Here is a 15,030-nt window from a genome sequence, read left to right as displayed (position 1 = left end):
GGATGCGGGGCTGGTTCGCAGGCTGGGCTCTGGCGTTTGGCCTGATACTGCCGGGTGGCGCGCAGGCGCTCTGTGACGTGACATATCGCGTGCAACCCGGCGATACGCTAACCTCGATTGCCACCGTGCATTACGAGGATGCCGATCAGTGGACGCTGATCTATTACGCCAATGGCGCCGCTGTCGCGGGTCAGGCGCAGATCCTCGTGGCGGGGAGCGAGGTCTATATTCCCTGTCCGGCGCAGAGTCCTGATCCCGGTGCCACGCCGCTCTTGCAGCGCGGCGCGGAATTGACCTTGCTCACCGCCGGAGGGGATGCGCCCTTTGTTGATCAGGACTGGCCCGGTGGGGGTATGGTCACGGAATTGGTCAATGCCGCGCTGGAGCTGAGCCCCTCGCCCGTACCCTTTGAAATCGTGTGGGAGGCAGAGCGCAGCCAGACTCTGGAGCCGCTTTTGGGGCAGACGCGCTATGATATGGGCTTTCCCTGGATCAAGCCCGATTGCGCCATGACACCAGAGGTGACGCTCTGCACAGAGTTTCATTTTTCTGACCCCGTGATGGATCTGCCGGTGATGCTGTTCCGGCGGGCCGACCGTGAATTTGCCTATTCACAGGATGCGGATATTCTGGGCAAGCGGCTCTGCCGCCCGGCGGGGCGCTTTACCCATGATCTCGACCGCGCCGACCGGCGCTGGTTGGCGGAGGGCAAGATCAGCCTGACCCCGCCCGGCAGCCCCGAGGAATGCTTTGCCCTCTTGATGGCGGGGGCGGTCGATGCGGTGAGCCTTGATGTCTTTGAGGGCGCGGCCAAGATCGTGGCCATGGGCCTGCGCGGGCAGGTGGTGCCGGTCGATCAGCCGCTCTCGCGTGAGGCGCTCTATGCGGTGATTTCCAAGACCCATTGGCGCGGCACCACGCATCTCTATCGGCTCAATGCGGGGCTCGCTAAGCTGCGCGAGAGCGGGCGCTATGGCGAGATTGTCCAACGGCATCTGGCGCTCTTTTGGGACGCGTTGAAATAGGCCGATGCGGTTTGTCCCGTGGCTGGCGGGGCATTGTGAGTATTTGAAGAACGATGAAAGCTGCTCTCAGAGCCCCTCGAAGGCGCAGAGCGTATGGACCTCCATGCCCATGTCGGTCAGCCGCTTGTGGCCGCCCAGGTCAGGCAGATCGACCACGAAGGCGCAGCCGGTGATGATCCCGCCCAGGCGCTCAATCAGGCGAATACCGGCCGCCGCCGTGCCGCCGGTGGCCAAGAGGTCATCGACCAGTAGCACCCGCTCGCCGGGTTGGATGGCGTCATCGTGGATTTCGACAACGGCCTCGCCATACTCGAGCTGATAGTCTTCCGAGATCACCGCGCCGGGCAGCTTGCCCTTTTTGCGGATCGGCACAAAGCCCACCGAGAGCTGATGCGCGATGGCACCGCCAAGGATGAAGCCGCGCGCCTCGAGCCCTGCCACCTTGTCGATGGGCTGGCCTGCGTAGGGGTGCAGCATCTGGTCGATGGCCATGCGAAACCCGCGCGGATCGGCAAAGAGCGTGGTCACATCGCGAAAGAGAATACCCTCATGCGGGAAATCGACGATGGTGCGGATATAGTCGCGGACGGCTTTGATGGGCGGCATGGCGTGGCTCCGGCTGGCTGCGGCAGGGTTGTGGCTCAGGGCGCGCGTGGGCGCAAGCGCTCAGTGCGTGGTGCGATAGAGGGCGATGACCTCGGTCAGGGTGCTGATGGCCCAGAGGGTAAGGCCAAAGACCACGATGCAAAGGAGGAAATTGAGGGCCGATTGGGCCAGCTGAGCAAGCCGCCCCTCCGGATTGCCGAGAAAGGCGATTTCAGGCCGCAAAAGAAATCGCGAGGCGATATAGCCAAAGAGCAGCGCCGAGAGACACCAATAGGTGACGGTGAGGATGGGCTGATCATTGGTGCGCGCCAGATAGCTGGCAAAGCCCACCACCAGAACCCAGCGGATGACCTGAAATATCTCATCGGTGAGCGCCTCAAACCGGCGGCCCATGGCATAGCGCCAGTTTTGATCGGTGAGTTTGTCGATGAGATGTGCCATGCCCCTGTTGTGGGCATGGCGCGCGCGGGCGTCCAGTGGTGTGACAGCCCACGCGCGAAGAGTTGAGCAGGTGCGATCAGCCCAGCACCCGCCCCGCCACCGCATCGAGCCGCGCCATAAGCGTTGGGTCGCGTTTCTCGGGGGCGGTGATCAGGGCAAAATCGAGTGCCCGGTCACAGCCATGCGGGCAAGGTGCGCGGTCGGGGCCTAAAAGGGCGGGCAGGCGGCGCACCATGTTGCGGCCCTTGTCGGCATTGCCGGTGAGGGTGGCAATGATGGCGGTGATATCGACCGCGCCGTGATCCGGATGCCAGCTGTCATAGTCGGTGATCATGGCGACGGAGGCGTAGCAGAGTTCCGCCTCGCGGGCGAGCTTGGCCTCGGGCATGCCGGTCATGCCGATGACGTCGCAGCCCCAGACCGTGCGGTAGAGTTTCGATTCGGCAAGCGTCGAGAATTGCGGGCCTTCCATGGCAAGATAGGTGCCGCCGCGATGCACGGTGATGCCTGCATCCTCTGCTGCCGCCTCACAGGCGTCCGACAGGCGCGGACATGTGGGATGCGCCACGCTGACATGGCCCACGCAGCCGGGGCCGAAGAAGGATTTCTCGCGCGCAAAGGTGCGGTCGATATATTGATCGACAAGGACGAAATCGCCCGGTGCCAGATCCTCGCGGAAGGAACCGCAGGCCGAGACGCTGATGACATCCGTGACGCCCAGACGCTTGAGCGCGTCGATATTGGCGCGGTAGGGGACGGAAGAGGGGCTATGCACATGGCCGCGCCCGTGGCGGGGGAGAAAGGCCATCGGCACCCCGTCGAGCGTGCCAGTCAGGATTGCATCCGAGGGCGCGCCCCATGGAGTCTCAACCGAGCGCCATTCGGCCTCTTGCAGCCCGTCAATCTCATAAAGCCCGGAACCGCCGATCACCCCGATCATGGTCTGCGTCATATGCTGCTGTCCTGTCTGATGCCCCTTGCGCTCATGGTTACGACGGTTCGCGGCAAATGAAAATGCCCGCGCGGTCCGTGATCCACGCGGGCGGCTTGCCTGTCATCCCCGGCAGGCAGGCAAAGTGGCGACGGGTGTCAGCCCAGCATCGCCACGACCTCTTCAGTGCTCCAGACGGCGTTGGCCATGTAGCGGAAGTTGATCAGCGCCGCGAGATAGCCATCGCCTTCGGGCAGCATGGCGGCGGCGGTAGCGTCCTTGATCACAGCCACCTCAAAGCCCTGCTCCAGCAATTCACGCATATGGCTCTCGGTGCAGAGATTGGCGGACATGCCCGCAAGGATCACCTGATCAATGCCCCGCTTGCGCAGTTGCAGGGCTAGGTCATTATGCTCGGGCCCGTAGAGTTTATGCGGCGACGAGACAATGGTCTTGCCATCATGGATATAGGGTTTGTAAAGATCGAGGAAATCGGCGCCGGAGCCTTCGAAGCCGTCCAGCGACAGTGGGTCCTTGCGGTCGAACATGCCGATCTTGTGCATCAGTTTTTCGAGCGCGCCTTCGAATTTCCAGCCATGATCGGTGGGGTAGTAGTAATGCGGCGACACGGCGACCGTGATGCCCGCAGCCTTGGCCGCTTTGAACAGGCTCTCGATATTGGCGACGGTGTTGTGACGCTCGACGCTGGCGCCGACCACGCCCCAAGTGACGCCATTGGGGCTGAGAAAATCGTTTTGCGGGTCGGTAACCACTAGGGCGACACGGGCGAGGTCGATTTTCATGTCGCTGGGCGGAAGGGCTGGCTCTGCCGGCTCCGCGTAGGGATTGTCCTGCGCCTGTGCGCCGGTGGCGGCAAGGCCGGTCGCGGCGGCGGCAAGGGCCACAGTGCCGGTCAGCGCCTGACGGCGGGTGAGGGTCTTATCGTGGTTGTGATCGGGGCAATTGCACATGGTCTCTCTCCTGAGTGATGTGTGAGTGCCTTGACTGTGACAGGGCTAATGTGCCTTTGCGTCCCGAATGCGGGGCGTCACATCTTATTTTCGTGCCAATGCCGCCGAGGCGTGGCACTGTTTGTCTATGCCTGTCCCTGAGCACATCACAGCGGCCCATGACCGCATCCTGAGCGAGCTGGATATTCAGCCCGAACCTTTCGCGCTCTGTGCGTTGGAGGGGATGTGCAGCCTTGGGTTGGGGCGGGTTCCGGGGGCGACACTGCATTATGTCCTGAGCGGCGAGGGGCATCTGAGCCTGCAAGATCACGCCGCCATTCTCCTGGCCCCGGGCCGGATGGTACTGGTGCCATCCTGCGCGCGCCATTCGCTCAGTCATAATGGCACGGGGGCGACAGGCCTGCCCGAGTGTCGACCTGCGGGGCTTGATCTCGAAGAACATGTCGCACGAGGCGAGGGCGAGGGCACGATGGTCGTGCTTTGCGCCCGCCTGAATCTGGGCTTGCGCGGCACACATGGTCTGATTGATCTGATGCGCGCGCCATTGACCCTTGATCTGACGACGACGCCGGGCGCGGCCCGCGCGATGGAGACGCTGATGAGCGAGGTCACACAAGAGCGCCCCGGTGGTCGGGCCATGGTGCGGGTGCTGCTCTTGCAATGCGTGATCGAGATGCTGCGCGGACGGCTCGAGGCAGGCGATCCGGCGGTGCTCTGGCTGGGCGCGCTGGCCGATCCGGGGCTGTGGCGGGCGCTCTGTGCGATGCTGGAAGATCCCGGCGCGCCCCATGCACTCGAGAGCCTCGCCGAAGCGGCGGGCATGAGCCGGTCGCGCTTTGCCGAGCGGTTTCAGGCGACTTATGGACAGGGTCCGATGGGGTTTCTCCGGGCGCTGCGTCTGGCGCGGGCCGCACAGCTCTTGGTCGATCAGCGTGTGCCGGTCAAGCGGGTGGCGCAGATGGTGGGATTCGCCAGCCGGAGCGCCTTTACCCGTGCCTTTGTCGAGGCATGGGGGCAGTCGCCGCGCGCCTTCCGGCTGGGACAGGACAGGTGATCAGGCGGCGGACCGGGCGCAGAAGGTGACAGTGTTGCGGCCCTGTGCCTTGGCCGCATAGAGCGCGCGATCCGCCTCTTCCAGCAATTGACCGACAGGCGGAGCGGCCCGGCTAGGGGAGGGATTGGCCATTGTGACACCAATCGACACGGTCACATGCAGCGTGGCTTTGTGCCCCGAGAGGGTGATCGGGGTCTGAGCGATCATGGCGCAAAGCCGGTCGGCGGTGCGTTGGGCGCGCAGGCGGGTGGTCGCAGGCGTCACGATCAGAAACTCCTCGCCGCCAATACGGGCGAGCATGTCGCCCTCGCGCAGATGCGCCCGAAGATGGCGCGTCACTTCGCAGAGCACCCGGTCGCCTGCCGCATGACCGTATCGGTCATTGACCTGTTTGAAAAAGTCGAGATCGGCGACCATCACGGCAAAGCTCTTGCCGGTGCTCCGGCTCGTTTCTATCACCCGTTGCAGGAAGGGTAGGGCGAACCGGCGGTTATGCGCGCCCGTAAGCGGGTCAATCATCGCCGCCTTCAGCCCATCGCGCAACGCCGCCCGAAGCCGTTCTGCACGCCGCTTGCGCCGCAGTTGCGTGGCGATGCGCAGGATCAGTTCTTCGTGATCCGACTGGCCATTGATGACGTCATCCGCCCCCATATCCAACAGCGTCACCGCAAGGGAGTCTGCCTCGGCATCCAAGAGCACGATAACCGGGCTGCACCGGGTGCGTTGCGCCGTCTTCAATTCCGCCAACAGGCGTAACCCTTCTTCTGAGTCGACAGCGGCGATGCGCAGCAAGTAGATATCGGCAGACGGCTGCATCCCCGAAAGGGGCGGCGCGTGATCCATGTCGATTATGCTGGTGCCGTGGATCGAGCCCCCGGCGAGACAGCTTTGCAGGGCATGTGCCTCGGTGCGTGATCTTGCGATGATGCCGATGCGTCCCGGCAGATCGAAACCGGCATGCGCCTCGGCAAATCCCAAGGCCTGTGCGGTGCCAATCTGGCCACTGAGTTCCAATTCGCTGTGATATTGCCGCAAGAGGTTGCGCAATCGTGCCAAAAGCAACGCCTCGGACACCGGTTTGATCAGAATGTCATCCGCCCCGGCACAGAGTGCGGCACGGCGTTCCGTCTGACAGGTGCCGGGCTGCAAGAGCATGACCGGAATGCCCCGCACCGCGTCGGAGCGGCGCAGTGCGGTCACGAACTCTGTCGCCGTGACATCGGCAAGACGGGCATTGGCGAGGATGAGATCAGGACGGTCCCGCACCGCGAGCGTCATGGCCTCTTTGGCCGAATACGCCTGTAAAACCTCGTAATGCGCAGCGCAAAGTTTGACCTTCAACTCGATCCGATTGGTCGCAAGATCGTCGACGATCAGAATTCTACCTGACATGGACGTAGCGCCTTTGCTCTTGCCCTTTACGATTGGTTCACTATCCATTGCAGAGGTTAAGAAAACCTTTCCAGAAATTAACCGGGATGACGATGCAGCAGGAAACCGCCGAAACAATCGCGTTGCAGGCTCTCAGTTGGCTGGCCGGTCAGGACGATCTCTTGCCTGTGTTTCTGGGGGCGACGGGGGCCTCGCAGGACGATGTGCGGGCACGCGCGACAGAGCCGGAGTTTTTGGGCGCAGTGCTGGATTTCCTGATGATGGATGATGCCTGGGTTGTTGGCTTCTGCGATGCGCAGGGATTGAAATACGAGACGCCGATGATGGCGCGCGCGGCGCTGCCGGGCGGCGCACAGATGAGCTGGACATGAGCCGCGCCGACGGCGTCCTCTTTGACAAGGACGGCACGCTCTTTGATTTCCACGCCACCTGGAGCGTTTGGGCGCATGGCGTCATTCACGATCTGGCAACGGGCGATCCCGCCATCATGGACCGCTTGGCGCAGGAAATACATTACGATTTGGACGCGCGCCTGTTTCGGCCCACAAGCCCGATCATCGCGGGCACCAACCGTGCGGCTGCCGAATGTTTGGGGCGCGCCCTGCCGGGGCGCGCGATTGAAGAGATCGAGGAACATCTGCTGCTGACCTCGGGCACCGCGCCCTTAGCCCCTGCCGTGCCGCTGGCCCCCTATCTTGAAGGGCTTGCAGCGCGGGGGCTGCGGCTGGGTGTGATGACCAATGACAGCGAATACGGGGCGCGCGCGCATCTGACTGCGGCAGGTGTGCTGGCGCATTTCGATTTCATCGCCGGGTTTGATTCCGGCTATGGGGCCAAGCCGGCGCCGGGGCCGCTTCTGGCCTTTGCCCGCGCTATGGGCATGGAGCCTGCCCGCGTGGTCATGGTGGGTGACAGCACCCATGACCTGATGGCGGGGCGCGCAGCGGGGATGCAATGCGTGGGTGTGCTGACCGGCACTGCCACGCGCGGCGATCTGGAAACGCTCGCCGATATCGTGCTGCCCGACATCGGCCATATCCCGGCTTGGTTGACTGCATGAGGCAACATCCCCTGTTCGGGCTGGCGCTGGCGACCTTCGGTGCGCTGATGCTCACGCCGGATGCGCTTTTCATGCGGTGGTCGGGTATGGGCGGCTATCAGATGGTCGGTTGGCGCGGGTTGCTGATGGGGCTGGTGTTCCTGATCCTCTGGGGTCTGACCTCCAAGCATCGGTTGCGTGATCTGGGCCTTCTGGTGAGCGGTTACGGGATTGGCGTCGTGGTCTGCCAATATGCCAATGCCACGCTCTTCAGCCTTGGCATCGCCAATGCGCCGGTCGCTGTCGTGCTCTGTGCCGTGGCGACCGTACCGGTGTTCGCGGCCCTCTTTGCCCGGCTCATCATCGGAGAGCCGACGCGCATCGCCACATGGATCACCATTGCCGTCGTCCTGGCGGGCATCGCGCTGGCGGTCTTTGGCGGCGGGCACGGTGAGGTGACACTGGATCGCGCCGCCCTCTGGGGGGCATTGGCGGGACTGGGCGTGGCGATGGTGCTGGCGCTCAATTTCGTGATCCTGCGGGCGCAGCCACAAATCCCGATCCTCTTGGTGATCGGGTTGGGCGCGGTGCTGGCCGGGGCCTCTGGCGTGATCGTCACCGGGCCTGCATTGATGCTGCAGGGCGAGGTCTGGGCGATTGCGATCTGTGGCCTCGTGATCCTGCCGGTGTCGTTCTTTTCGCTGTCGCTTGCCTCACGCTACACCCATGCCTCGAATGTGAGCCTGTTGCTCCTTCTTGAAACGGTGTTGGGGCCGCTCTGGGTCTGGCTGGGCACGGGCGAGGGGCCGACGCCCATGATGCTGGCGGGGGGTGTGATCGTGGTGATCAGTCTGGCGCTCTACCTCTGGCAGACCGGGCGGCGGCGCATGGCGCGGCAAACGTGATGCGCAAAAAACAAAAACGACAGCATAAGTCGCAAAGCGGCATGTGACGCTGCCTTGCGCGGTGTTTCGTGAGGTCAAACGAGCACCGGAGGGCGTCACATGGTCGAAGATCTCAAACGTAGAACACGTAGTGGCGGACGCGCAGGCGGGGCCGCCCGCCGGGGCAGCGCTGTCATCGAACAGATGCCATGGAACCCGCCCATCAACCGCGACCGACCGACCGAGCCGTTGTCCGATGTGGGCGTGCTGGCGATTCACGATGGGGCGATGCGCATTCTCGAAGAGATCGGGATCGAGTTCCTCAACCCCGAAGCGGTCGAAATCCTGCGCGCCTCGGGTGGCTGCGAGATCAATGGCGAGAATGTCCGCATGGGCCGCGATTTCGTCATGGAGATGATCGGAAAGGCACCGGAAAGCTGGACCATCACGCCGCGCAATCCCGAGCGGCAGATCACTATCGGAGGCAATCATCTCAATTTCGGCAATGTCTCCTCGCCGCCGAGTTACTGGGATATGAAGATCGGGCGCAAGGTCTCGGGCACCCGCGAGATGTGCCAGAACCTGTTGAAACTGACGCAGTATTTCAACTGCATCCATTTCGCGGGCGGCTACCCGGTGGAACCGCAGGACATTCACGCCAGCGTCCGGCATCTCGACGTGCTCTACGACAAGCTGACGCTGACCGACAAGGCGATGCATGCCTATAGCCTGGGCGCAGAGCGGGTCGAGGACGTGATGGAGATGGTGCGGATTGCGGGCGGCCTCAGCCACGAGGAATTCGAGGCGACGCCACGGATGTATACCAACATCAACTCGACCTCGCCGTTGAAACACGACTATCCGATGCTGGATGGTTGGATGCGGCTGGCGCGGCGGGGGCAGGGGCTTGTGGTCACACCCTTCACGCTGGCGGGCGCAATGGCGCCGGTGACGATGGCGGGGGCGGTGGCGCAATCCATTGCCGAGGCGCTCTGTGCTGTGGTTCTGGCGCAACTCATCCGCCCCGGCGCGCCCTGTGCCATTGGCACCTTTACCAGCAATGTCGACATGAAATCCGGCGCACCCGCCTTTGGCACGCCCGAATATATGCGCGCCACCCAGATGACCGGGCAATTGGCGCGGTTCTACAAGCTGCCGATGCGCGCCTCGGGCGTCTGTGCGGCCAACGTGCCCGACGGTCAGTCCATGTGGGAAACCTCCAACAGCCTCTGGTCCGCAGTGCAGGCAGGGGCGCATATGGTCTATCACGCCGCCGGATGGCTCGAGGGCGGGTTGATTGCATCCCCGGAGAAGTTCATCATGGATTGCGAAATCTTGCAGCAAATCCAACGCTATATGGACCCGATGCTGACGGCCACCGAACCCGATGACATCGCCATAGAGGCCATCCGCGAGGTCGGTGACAAGGGGCATTTCTTCGGCATCCAGCACACGCAGGACCGCTATACCACCGCCTTCTATCAGCCCTTCCTCAGCGATTGGCGCAATTACGAGGCCTGGGAGGCGGCCGGCGCGGTCTGGACCCCCGCGCGCGCCCATCAGGTGTTTCAGGACATCATCGCCGGGTTCGAGCCGCCGCCGATGGAAGACGCCGTGCGCGAGGAACTGGCGGATTTCGTGGCACGCCGCAAGGCAGAGGGCGGGGCACCGACGGATTTCTGAGGGGGGAAGGTCCATTTTTGGCGATGCGCGCGGCGGCGCGTACCGCGCCTTGTTCCGCGCGGGGGCGCTTATGACCAAGGTCAGATCAGACCCAGAAGTGGTGATAAGTCTTGACGACAAACGGAGTGTTTCAGGCGGGCGCGTTGCGGAAGGCTTCGGGCCTGTAGCGCACCTTGGCGTTTGGCCCCTTGGAGTCAAGCGTGTAGAGGTCAGGGTATTTTGAAAGGTAGGCGCGCCAGTTTTTTACGTGTATGTCGCTAAGCTTCACGCCCTGATCCCTGAACATGCGCGTCGATAGTATTCTGACTTCCAACCCGCTTGGATCCTTGCAGTCTCGTATCACGTTGCGGATTTTCTGATCCAAGTCTGTGACGTAGACTGGCGGCGCGGCTTCTGACTTTGCTTGCGATACCGGCGTGGAAATTGGTGGGTTGAACGAAAGCACTTGAAACTCCGAACACGCCGCGCGAAATCTCTCGAGCGTCTTGGCCTCTCCCGCTCCGATCACGGTCAGCCCATAGCCCCGCAAACGGGTGGCAAGATGGGTGAAATCCTGATCCGAACTGACCAAAAGCACCGCCGCGCATTGATCTGAGAGCGCGCGTTCCATCGCGTCGATGCACATCAGCATGTCGGTGGCATTCTTGCCGCTGCCGGAATGGATGAACTGAAAGCCGGGAACCTTGTCCCAATCAGGCAGAAGACCGACATTGCCATAGGCGCGCAGCTGGTCCGGCGCGCCGTGACGGCGGGCCAGATCAAGGATGGTCTGGGCGTGCGTCACTGAGATATTGTCGGCATCAACAAAGACCGAGAGGCGCAACGGCACAGTAAGGCGGGTCGGGGGCAATGTGCTCATGCCCGCAGCCTAGGAGGTGAATATGGATGGAATTGGGACGGCGGGAGATCTTTTTTATGGCGCGCACGTCAGGTGCGTGACTGCGGGGCTAGGGGACATGAGTATTTGGTGCAAGAAAAAGTCACCCCACCACCTTGCCATCCAGCCAGCGACGACAGGCCCGGTCCACCCCAGCATGAAGGCAAAGCGTCAGGATCGCCAGCACGATCAGGGCGGCGAACATCAGATCAATCTTGGCGCGGCCATTGGCCAGAAGCATGAGGTAGCCCAAGCCTTTGGACGCCCCCACCCATTCGCCAATAATGGCCCCGATGGGGGCATAGACCGCTGCCAGACGCAGGCCGGAGGCGAAACCGGGCAGGGCCGCAGGCACGCGTATGTACCACATGAGGCGGCGGCGGTTTGCCCCCATGACGCGCGCAAGGTCGAGCCAATGTGGCGGCGTGCGCATCAGCGCGTCGAAGAACGCAGATGTCACCGGGAAATAGATGATCAAGAGCGCCATGGCGACCTTGGACCAGAGCCCATAGCCCAGCCAGAGCGTCAGGATGGGGGCGAGGGCAAAGACCGGGATCGCTTGGGAGAATACCATCATCGGCCGAATAAGGCGCCGCGCCATGTGCGAGGAGGCAAGGCCTATGGCCGAAAGCCCGCCAAGAATCGCGCCCAAGGCCAGACCGATCAGCACCTCTGCCGCCGTGATGGTCGCATGATGAGAAATCAGCGCCCGGCTGGCCCAGAGGGTTTCGGCCACGCGCAGCGGCCCCGGCAGAATGAAGGGCGGCAGGCTTGCCAGCGTCACCAGCGCCTGCCAGAGCACCAGCGCAAGCGCCGTCGAGGTGGCGATGGTGACAAGGCGGCTCATGCGCTCGGGTATCCGGCAAGGGCCGCGTCAAAGAAAGCGCGTTCCAGCCTTGTGGCGGTGACAAAGGCGGATTGCGCGGCGGCTTGATCCTCGGGCGAGAGGCCGGGCCAGACCTGATCAAGCTGGCCGCGCAGATAGGCCACGACGCCCTCGAACCCCGGCCCGCTGTGCAGGGTGATCCATTCCCCGAACCAAAAGTGGAGGTCTGTGGCGCGGTCCGCATGTGGGCTGGCCCAGTCGAGATAGGTCCATTCGGCGACGCTCAGCACCGCGATCATTTGCGCATAGCGCCCTGATCTTGCCGCCGCGCGCATCAGCGCCTGAAACTCGGCTGTCACCGGATGGGCGGCGGCTGGCGGCTCTGTTGTGCCGCCCAAAGCGTCAATCGCACGCAGGAAATAGGTATTCTCCGGTCCTGAAATCAGCCCCAGAAACTGTGCCGCCGGTATGGCATCCGGCAGGCTGGGCGCATGGGCGATGGCAGAGGCCAAGAGCCGCACGAAATCCTCGATAAAGAGGTAATCCTGTTGCAGATAGGCGAGCATCAGTGCCTCGGGCAGCGTGCCCGCCGCAAGCTGGTCGGTAAATGCGTGCCGGGTGGCAGCCTGCCAGTCCTCGGCCACAAGGGATTTGAGATGGTCGGTGGGGCGCATGGCTGTTTCCTTTCAGGCGGGCGCGCGCAGGCGGGCAAAGAGCCGGCCCTGCGCGGCCAAAGTCTCGGGGTCATCCACCGCGCGTGGCACCGGGGCAGAGGGCGGCGTCACATCCTCCAGCCCGGTCTCGGTCAGGATATGGATGGCGTGTCCCATGCGCGCGGCCTCGGCCGGGTCATGCGTGACCATCAGCACGGTGCGCTCCGTCAGATGCGTGGCCGTGAGATCCTGCATTTGCGCGCGGGTGCGGGCATCCAGCGCCGAAAACGGCTCGTCCAGCAGCACGATGGGGCGATCCTCCATCAGCGTGCGGGCCAGCGCCACGCGCTGTTTCTGCCCGCCCGAAAGCGCATGGGGCCGCTTGTCGGCATGATCCGCCAGCCCCACCCGCGCCAGCATCTCGCGCGCCCGCAGAATGTCGCGCGGACTGCCGCGCAGCCGCGCCCCAAGCGTCACATTGCCCAGCACATCAAGCCAGGGCATCAGCATTTCACCCTGCGCCATCAGCGCCATGCGCCCCGGAAGCGGCAGGCCGTCCGAGGCCGCGATTGTCCCGGCAAACTCCGTCACCTCGTCCAGCCCGGCAATCAGGCGCAAGAGCGTCGTCTTGCCCACGCCGGACGGTCCGAGCAGACAGGTGATGCGCCCGGCCTTCAGGGTTAGCCGCAGCGGTCCAAAGACCGGCAACGCCCCAATCCGGGCGCTGCCATCGAGGGTCAGACTGGGCGGTGCGGTCATGCGCGGCCTCTTCAAACTTGGGCCGCAGGCTAAGGGGAAGAAGGGCGCAAGGCTGCGCGGTCTCCGTTCCCTCCGCCGGTGCAAGCCGGATCAGGTTCGATGGGTTGGCTCTTCACCTCTCAGCCCCAAGCGGGCACCCCAACGGATATCTCAGGTGTAGCAATGCGTCTTGCAGTTGGCAAGGCTGCGGTGTCGCATGGAATATACCCTGCATTTTAGATGTTCAGCGCTTGTTAGGACTTGGCTGTCAGGCTGGCGCCATCTGAGGGGAGAGTGTCATGCACGGGCTGGTCAACCGCGCCATCGAGAGATTTGTCAGGGATACCTATGGGCGCGATGTATGGATTGACACGATCCGGCGATTGGATCTGGGTCTGACCGAATTTGAATCGATGATGATCTATGAGCCGCAGGTGACCGCACAGGTACTTGCGGCGGTCGGCACGCGGCTTGCGCGCGGGCGCGACGACGTGCTTGAGGATATCGGCACCTATCTGGTCTCCAATCCGGCGACCGAGGCGTTGCGCCGCCTGCTGCGGTTCAGCGGTGTGGATTTTGTCGATTTCCTGCATTCGCTTGATGATTTGCCTGAGCGCGCGCGCCTTGCGGTTTCTGACCTCGACTTGCCTGCCTTGGAACTGCTCGATCAGGGCGGCGGGCTCTACCGCCTGCATGTTGGCTGTCCCAAAGCGGATGGTGTGCGGTTCGGGCCAGTGGTGGTCGGGCTTTTGCGGGCGATGGCGGATGATTACGGTGCGCTCGCGGTGGTCGAGCATCAGGGCGAGAGCGGGACCTGTGAGATCCTCGAAATTCGGATTCTGGACGAGGGGTTTGCCCATGGGCGCGCCTTTGTTCTGGGGGCCGGAGGGGGGGCGCCATGACGGATCCCGATCAGGTGCTGTGCCAGATTCTGACGGGCTTTTGCCCGATGCATGCCGTGCTGGACGAAACCGGGCATGTGGTGGGGGCGGGGCCAACCCTTGCCAAGCTCTTTGGCGATAGGCCGATGCACGGCGCTCGGTTTCTGGACCTGATCGACCTCTGCCGCCCGCAGACAGCGCGCGATATGGCGGAACTGCGCGCCTGTCACGGCGTGCGTCTGCGGCTTCGTCTGCGGGCCGCGCCACGGACCACGCTCAAGGGTTTGCTGCTGGCCCTGCCCGACGGCGGCGCGGTGGTAAACCTCTCGTTCGGGATTTCGGTCGGGGAGGCGGTGCGCGATTTTGGCCTCACCGGCGCGGATTTCGCCGCGACCGATCTCACGACCGAGATGCTCTATCTGATCGAGGCAAAATCCGCCGCGATGGAGGCCTCGCGCAAGCTGAATCTGCGGCTGCAGGGCGCGCGCATCGCTGCCGAAGAACAGGCCTTCACCGACACGTTGACCGGTCTCAGAAACCGGCGCGCGCTCGATCATGTGCTCGATCGGCTGATGCAGAGCGAGCAGGATTTCGCCCTGCTGCATCTGGATCTCGATTTCTTCAAGCAGGTCAATGACACACTGGGCCATGCCGCGGGCGATCACGTGTTGCAAGTGGTCGCCGAGCGGCTCTTGACCGAAGTGCGCGCCGACGACCTGATTGCGCGGGTGGGCGGGGATGAATTCGTCATTCTCCTCTTGGGTATGACAGATCACGCACCGACCAAAGACCTTGCCACGCGCATGATTGCCCGGTTGCAAGAGCCCGTGGTCTTTCACGCGCAGGAGTGCCGGATTTCAGCCAGTATCGGCGTCACGTTGAGCTGTGATTATGATATACCAGAGCCGGTACGGATGATGGCCGATGCCGATCTGGCGCTCTATGCCGTCAAGGCGTCCGGCCGCGGACGCGCGATCGTCCACGCCGCGCACCTGTGCCGCACACCCCCTCTGCCGGGCCTCGCCTGAG

The 15,030-nt window shown here is 63.4% G+C and carries 17 protein-coding genes and 1 riboswitch; of the genes, 8 read left to right on the top strand and 9 right to left on the bottom strand.

What is annotated here, in order from left to right; all coding sequences use genetic code 11:
* Nucleotides 1-2 precede the first annotated feature (2 nt).
* The gene (locus tag ROS217_RS18370) at nt 3-1,025 is read left to right on the top strand and encodes a transporter substrate-binding domain-containing protein (RefSeq protein ID WP_009819300.1); all 1,023 of its coding nucleotides are present in this window, start codon (nt 3-5) and stop codon (nt 1,023-1,025) included.
* Between the two features lie 66 nt (nt 1,026-1,091).
* On the opposite strand, the gene ROS217_RS18365 is transcribed toward ROS217_RS18370, so the two are convergent.
* The 4 genes from ROS217_RS18365 to ROS217_RS18350 all read right to left on the bottom strand — a co-directional run bounded on the left by ROS217_RS18365 (nt 1,092) and on the right by ROS217_RS18350 (nt 3,974).
* Nucleotides 1,092-1,631 (bottom strand): adenine phosphoribosyltransferase, encoded by a 540-nt coding sequence (locus ROS217_RS18365; protein WP_009819299.1) that lies wholly within the window; start codon nt 1,629-1,631, stop codon nt 1,092-1,094.
* A 60-nt stretch (nt 1,632-1,691) separates the two neighbouring features.
* Nucleotides 1,692-2,072 carry a hypothetical protein gene (locus ROS217_RS18360; RefSeq protein ID WP_009819298.1) on the bottom strand — a complete coding sequence of 127 codons (381 nt, stop codon included), beginning with the start codon at nt 2,070-2,072 and terminating at the stop codon, nt 1,692-1,694.
* Nucleotides 2,073-2,148: 76 nt separating this feature from the next.
* Complete coding sequence (locus ROS217_RS18355; RefSeq protein WP_009819297.1) at nt 2,149-3,024, bottom strand: S-methyl-5'-thioadenosine phosphorylase; 876 nt, start codon at nt 3,022-3,024, stop codon at nt 2,149-2,151.
* Between the two features lie 137 nt (nt 3,025-3,161).
* Nucleotides 3,162-3,974 carry a cysteine hydrolase gene (locus ROS217_RS18350; RefSeq protein WP_009819296.1) on the bottom strand — a complete coding sequence of 271 codons (813 nt, stop codon included), beginning with the start codon at nt 3,972-3,974 and terminating at the stop codon, nt 3,162-3,164.
* Between the two features lie 127 nt (nt 3,975-4,101).
* Here ROS217_RS18350 and ROS217_RS18345 point away from each other — a divergent pair, with 127 nt between their 5' ends.
* On the top strand, nt 4,102-5,028 hold the full coding sequence (locus ROS217_RS18345; RefSeq protein ID WP_009819295.1) for a helix-turn-helix transcriptional regulator: 927 nt from the start codon (nt 4,102-4,104) through the stop codon (nt 5,026-5,028).
* Here ROS217_RS18345 and ROS217_RS18340 read toward each other — a convergent pair whose 3' ends face one another.
* The gene (locus ROS217_RS18340) at nt 5,029-6,420 is read right to left on the bottom strand and encodes a diguanylate cyclase (protein ID WP_040651707.1); all 1,392 of its coding nucleotides are present in this window, start codon (nt 6,418-6,420) and stop codon (nt 5,029-5,031) included.
* Nucleotides 6,421-6,506: 86 nt separating this feature from the next.
* Here ROS217_RS18340 and ROS217_RS18335 point away from each other — a divergent pair, with 86 nt between their 5' ends.
* From ROS217_RS18335 to ROS217_RS18320, 4 genes are all read left to right on the top strand, one after another.
* Nucleotides 6,507-6,791: a DUF3572 domain-containing protein gene (locus ROS217_RS18335; RefSeq protein ID WP_009819293.1), complete on the top strand. Its 285-nt coding sequence runs from the start codon at nt 6,507-6,509 to the stop codon at nt 6,789-6,791.
* Nucleotides 6,788-7,480 carry an HAD family hydrolase gene (locus tag ROS217_RS18330; RefSeq protein ID WP_009819292.1) on the top strand — a complete coding sequence of 231 codons (693 nt, stop codon included), beginning with the start codon at nt 6,788-6,790 and terminating at the stop codon, nt 7,478-7,480. Before ROS217_RS18335 ends, ROS217_RS18330 begins: the two co-directional genes overlap by 4 nt.
* Nucleotides 7,477-8,364, top strand: coding sequence for a DMT family transporter (locus tag ROS217_RS18325; RefSeq protein ID WP_009819291.1), 888 nt, complete (start codon nt 7,477-7,479; stop codon nt 8,362-8,364). Before ROS217_RS18330 ends, ROS217_RS18325 begins: the two co-directional genes overlap by 4 nt.
* 99 nt (nt 8,365-8,463) lie before the next feature.
* Nucleotides 8,464-10,026: a trimethylamine methyltransferase family protein gene (locus ROS217_RS18320; protein WP_009819290.1), complete on the top strand. Its 1,563-nt coding sequence runs from the start codon at nt 8,464-8,466 to the stop codon at nt 10,024-10,026.
* A gap of 130 nt (nt 10,027-10,156) precedes the next feature.
* Here ROS217_RS18320 and ROS217_RS18315 read toward each other — a convergent pair whose 3' ends face one another.
* The 4 genes from ROS217_RS18315 to ROS217_RS18300 all read right to left on the bottom strand — a co-directional run bounded on the left by ROS217_RS18315 (nt 10,157) and on the right by ROS217_RS18300 (nt 13,141).
* Nucleotides 10,157-10,885, bottom strand: a complete 729-nt coding sequence (locus ROS217_RS18315) for an NYN domain-containing protein (RefSeq protein WP_009819289.1) — start codon at nt 10,883-10,885, stop codon at nt 10,157-10,159.
* A gap of 121 nt (nt 10,886-11,006) precedes the next feature.
* Nucleotides 11,007-11,750: an ABC transporter permease gene (locus ROS217_RS18310; protein ID WP_009819288.1), complete on the bottom strand. Its 744-nt coding sequence runs from the start codon at nt 11,748-11,750 to the stop codon at nt 11,007-11,009.
* Nucleotides 11,747-12,403, bottom strand: coding sequence for a TenA family protein (locus ROS217_RS18305; protein ID WP_009819287.1), 657 nt, complete (start codon nt 12,401-12,403; stop codon nt 11,747-11,749). The genes ROS217_RS18310 and ROS217_RS18305 overlap by 4 nt, the downstream gene beginning before the upstream one ends.
* Nucleotides 12,404-12,415: 12 nt before the next feature.
* Nucleotides 12,416-13,141, bottom strand: a complete 726-nt coding sequence (locus ROS217_RS18300) for an ABC transporter ATP-binding protein (protein ID WP_009819286.1) — start codon at nt 13,139-13,141, stop codon at nt 12,416-12,418.
* A 50-nt stretch (nt 13,142-13,191) separates the two neighbouring features.
* A riboswitch (TPP riboswitch) is annotated at nt 13,192-13,292 on the bottom strand.
* 127 nt (nt 13,293-13,419) lie between these two features.
* Here ROS217_RS18300 and ROS217_RS18295 point away from each other — a divergent pair.
* Entirely contained in the window at nt 13,420-14,022 is a 603-nt protein-coding gene (locus tag ROS217_RS18295) for a heme NO-binding domain-containing protein (protein WP_009819285.1), read from the top strand.
* Nucleotides 14,019-15,029, top strand: a complete 1,011-nt coding sequence (locus tag ROS217_RS18290; protein ID WP_009819284.1) for a GGDEF domain-containing protein — start codon at nt 14,019-14,021, stop codon at nt 15,027-15,029. The genes ROS217_RS18295 and ROS217_RS18290 overlap by 4 nt, the downstream gene beginning before the upstream one ends.
* Nucleotide 15,030: the final 1 nt, after the last annotated feature.

The organism is Roseovarius sp. 217 (genome assembly GCF_000152845.1).
In the GTDB taxonomy this organism is placed as follows: Bacteria; Pseudomonadota; Alphaproteobacteria; order Rhodobacterales; family Rhodobacteraceae; genus Roseovarius.
This window is presented reverse-complemented; position numbering and strand designations above follow the sequence as displayed.

Bases quoted from the DNA above. Each gene is read 5' to 3' on its own strand.
- ROS217_RS18360 (WP_009819298.1), bottom strand. From the start codon at position 2,072: ATGGCACATCTCATCGACAAACTCACCGATCAAAACTGGCGCTATGCC.
- ROS217_RS18340 (WP_040651707.1), bottom strand. From the start codon at position 6,420: ATGTCAGGTAGAATTCTGATCGTCGACGATCTTGCGACCAATCGGATC.
- ROS217_RS18330 (WP_009819292.1), top strand. From the start codon at position 6,788: ATGAGCCGCGCCGACGGCGTCCTCTTTGACAAGGACGGCACGCTCTTT.
- ROS217_RS18370 (WP_009819300.1), top strand. From the start codon at position 3: ATGCGGGGCTGGTTCGCAGGCTGGGCTCTGGCGTTTGGCCTGATACTG.
- ROS217_RS18350 (WP_009819296.1), bottom strand. From the start codon at position 3,974: ATGTGCAATTGCCCCGATCACAACCACGATAAGACCCTCACCCGCCGT.
- ROS217_RS18300 (WP_009819286.1), bottom strand. From the start codon at position 13,141: ATGACCGCACCGCCCAGTCTGACCCTCGATGGCAGCGCCCGGATTGGG.
- ROS217_RS18365 (WP_009819299.1), bottom strand. From the start codon at position 1,631: ATGCCGCCCATCAAAGCCGTCCGCGACTATATCCGCACCATCGTCGAT.
- ROS217_RS18320 (WP_009819290.1), top strand. From the start codon at position 8,464: ATGGTCGAAGATCTCAAACGTAGAACACGTAGTGGCGGACGCGCAGGC.
- ROS217_RS18315 (WP_009819289.1), bottom strand. From the start codon at position 10,885: ATGAGCACATTGCCCCCGACCCGCCTTACTGTGCCGTTGCGCCTCTCG.
- ROS217_RS18305 (WP_009819287.1), bottom strand. From the start codon at position 12,403: ATGCGCCCCACCGACCATCTCAAATCCCTTGTGGCCGAGGACTGGCAG.
- ROS217_RS18345 (WP_009819295.1), top strand. From the start codon at position 4,102: ATGCCTGTCCCTGAGCACATCACAGCGGCCCATGACCGCATCCTGAGC.
- ROS217_RS18355 (WP_009819297.1), bottom strand. From the start codon at position 3,024: ATGACGCAGACCATGATCGGGGTGATCGGCGGTTCCGGGCTTTATGAG.
- ROS217_RS18310 (WP_009819288.1), bottom strand. From the start codon at position 11,750: ATGAGCCGCCTTGTCACCATCGCCACCTCGACGGCGCTTGCGCTGGTG.
- ROS217_RS18295 (WP_009819285.1), top strand. From the start codon at position 13,420: ATGCACGGGCTGGTCAACCGCGCCATCGAGAGATTTGTCAGGGATACC.
- ROS217_RS18335 (WP_009819293.1), top strand. From the start codon at position 6,507: ATGACGATGCAGCAGGAAACCGCCGAAACAATCGCGTTGCAGGCTCTC.
- ROS217_RS18325 (WP_009819291.1), top strand. From the start codon at position 7,477: ATGAGGCAACATCCCCTGTTCGGGCTGGCGCTGGCGACCTTCGGTGCG.
- ROS217_RS18290 (WP_009819284.1), top strand. From the start codon at position 14,019: ATGACGGATCCCGATCAGGTGCTGTGCCAGATTCTGACGGGCTTTTGC.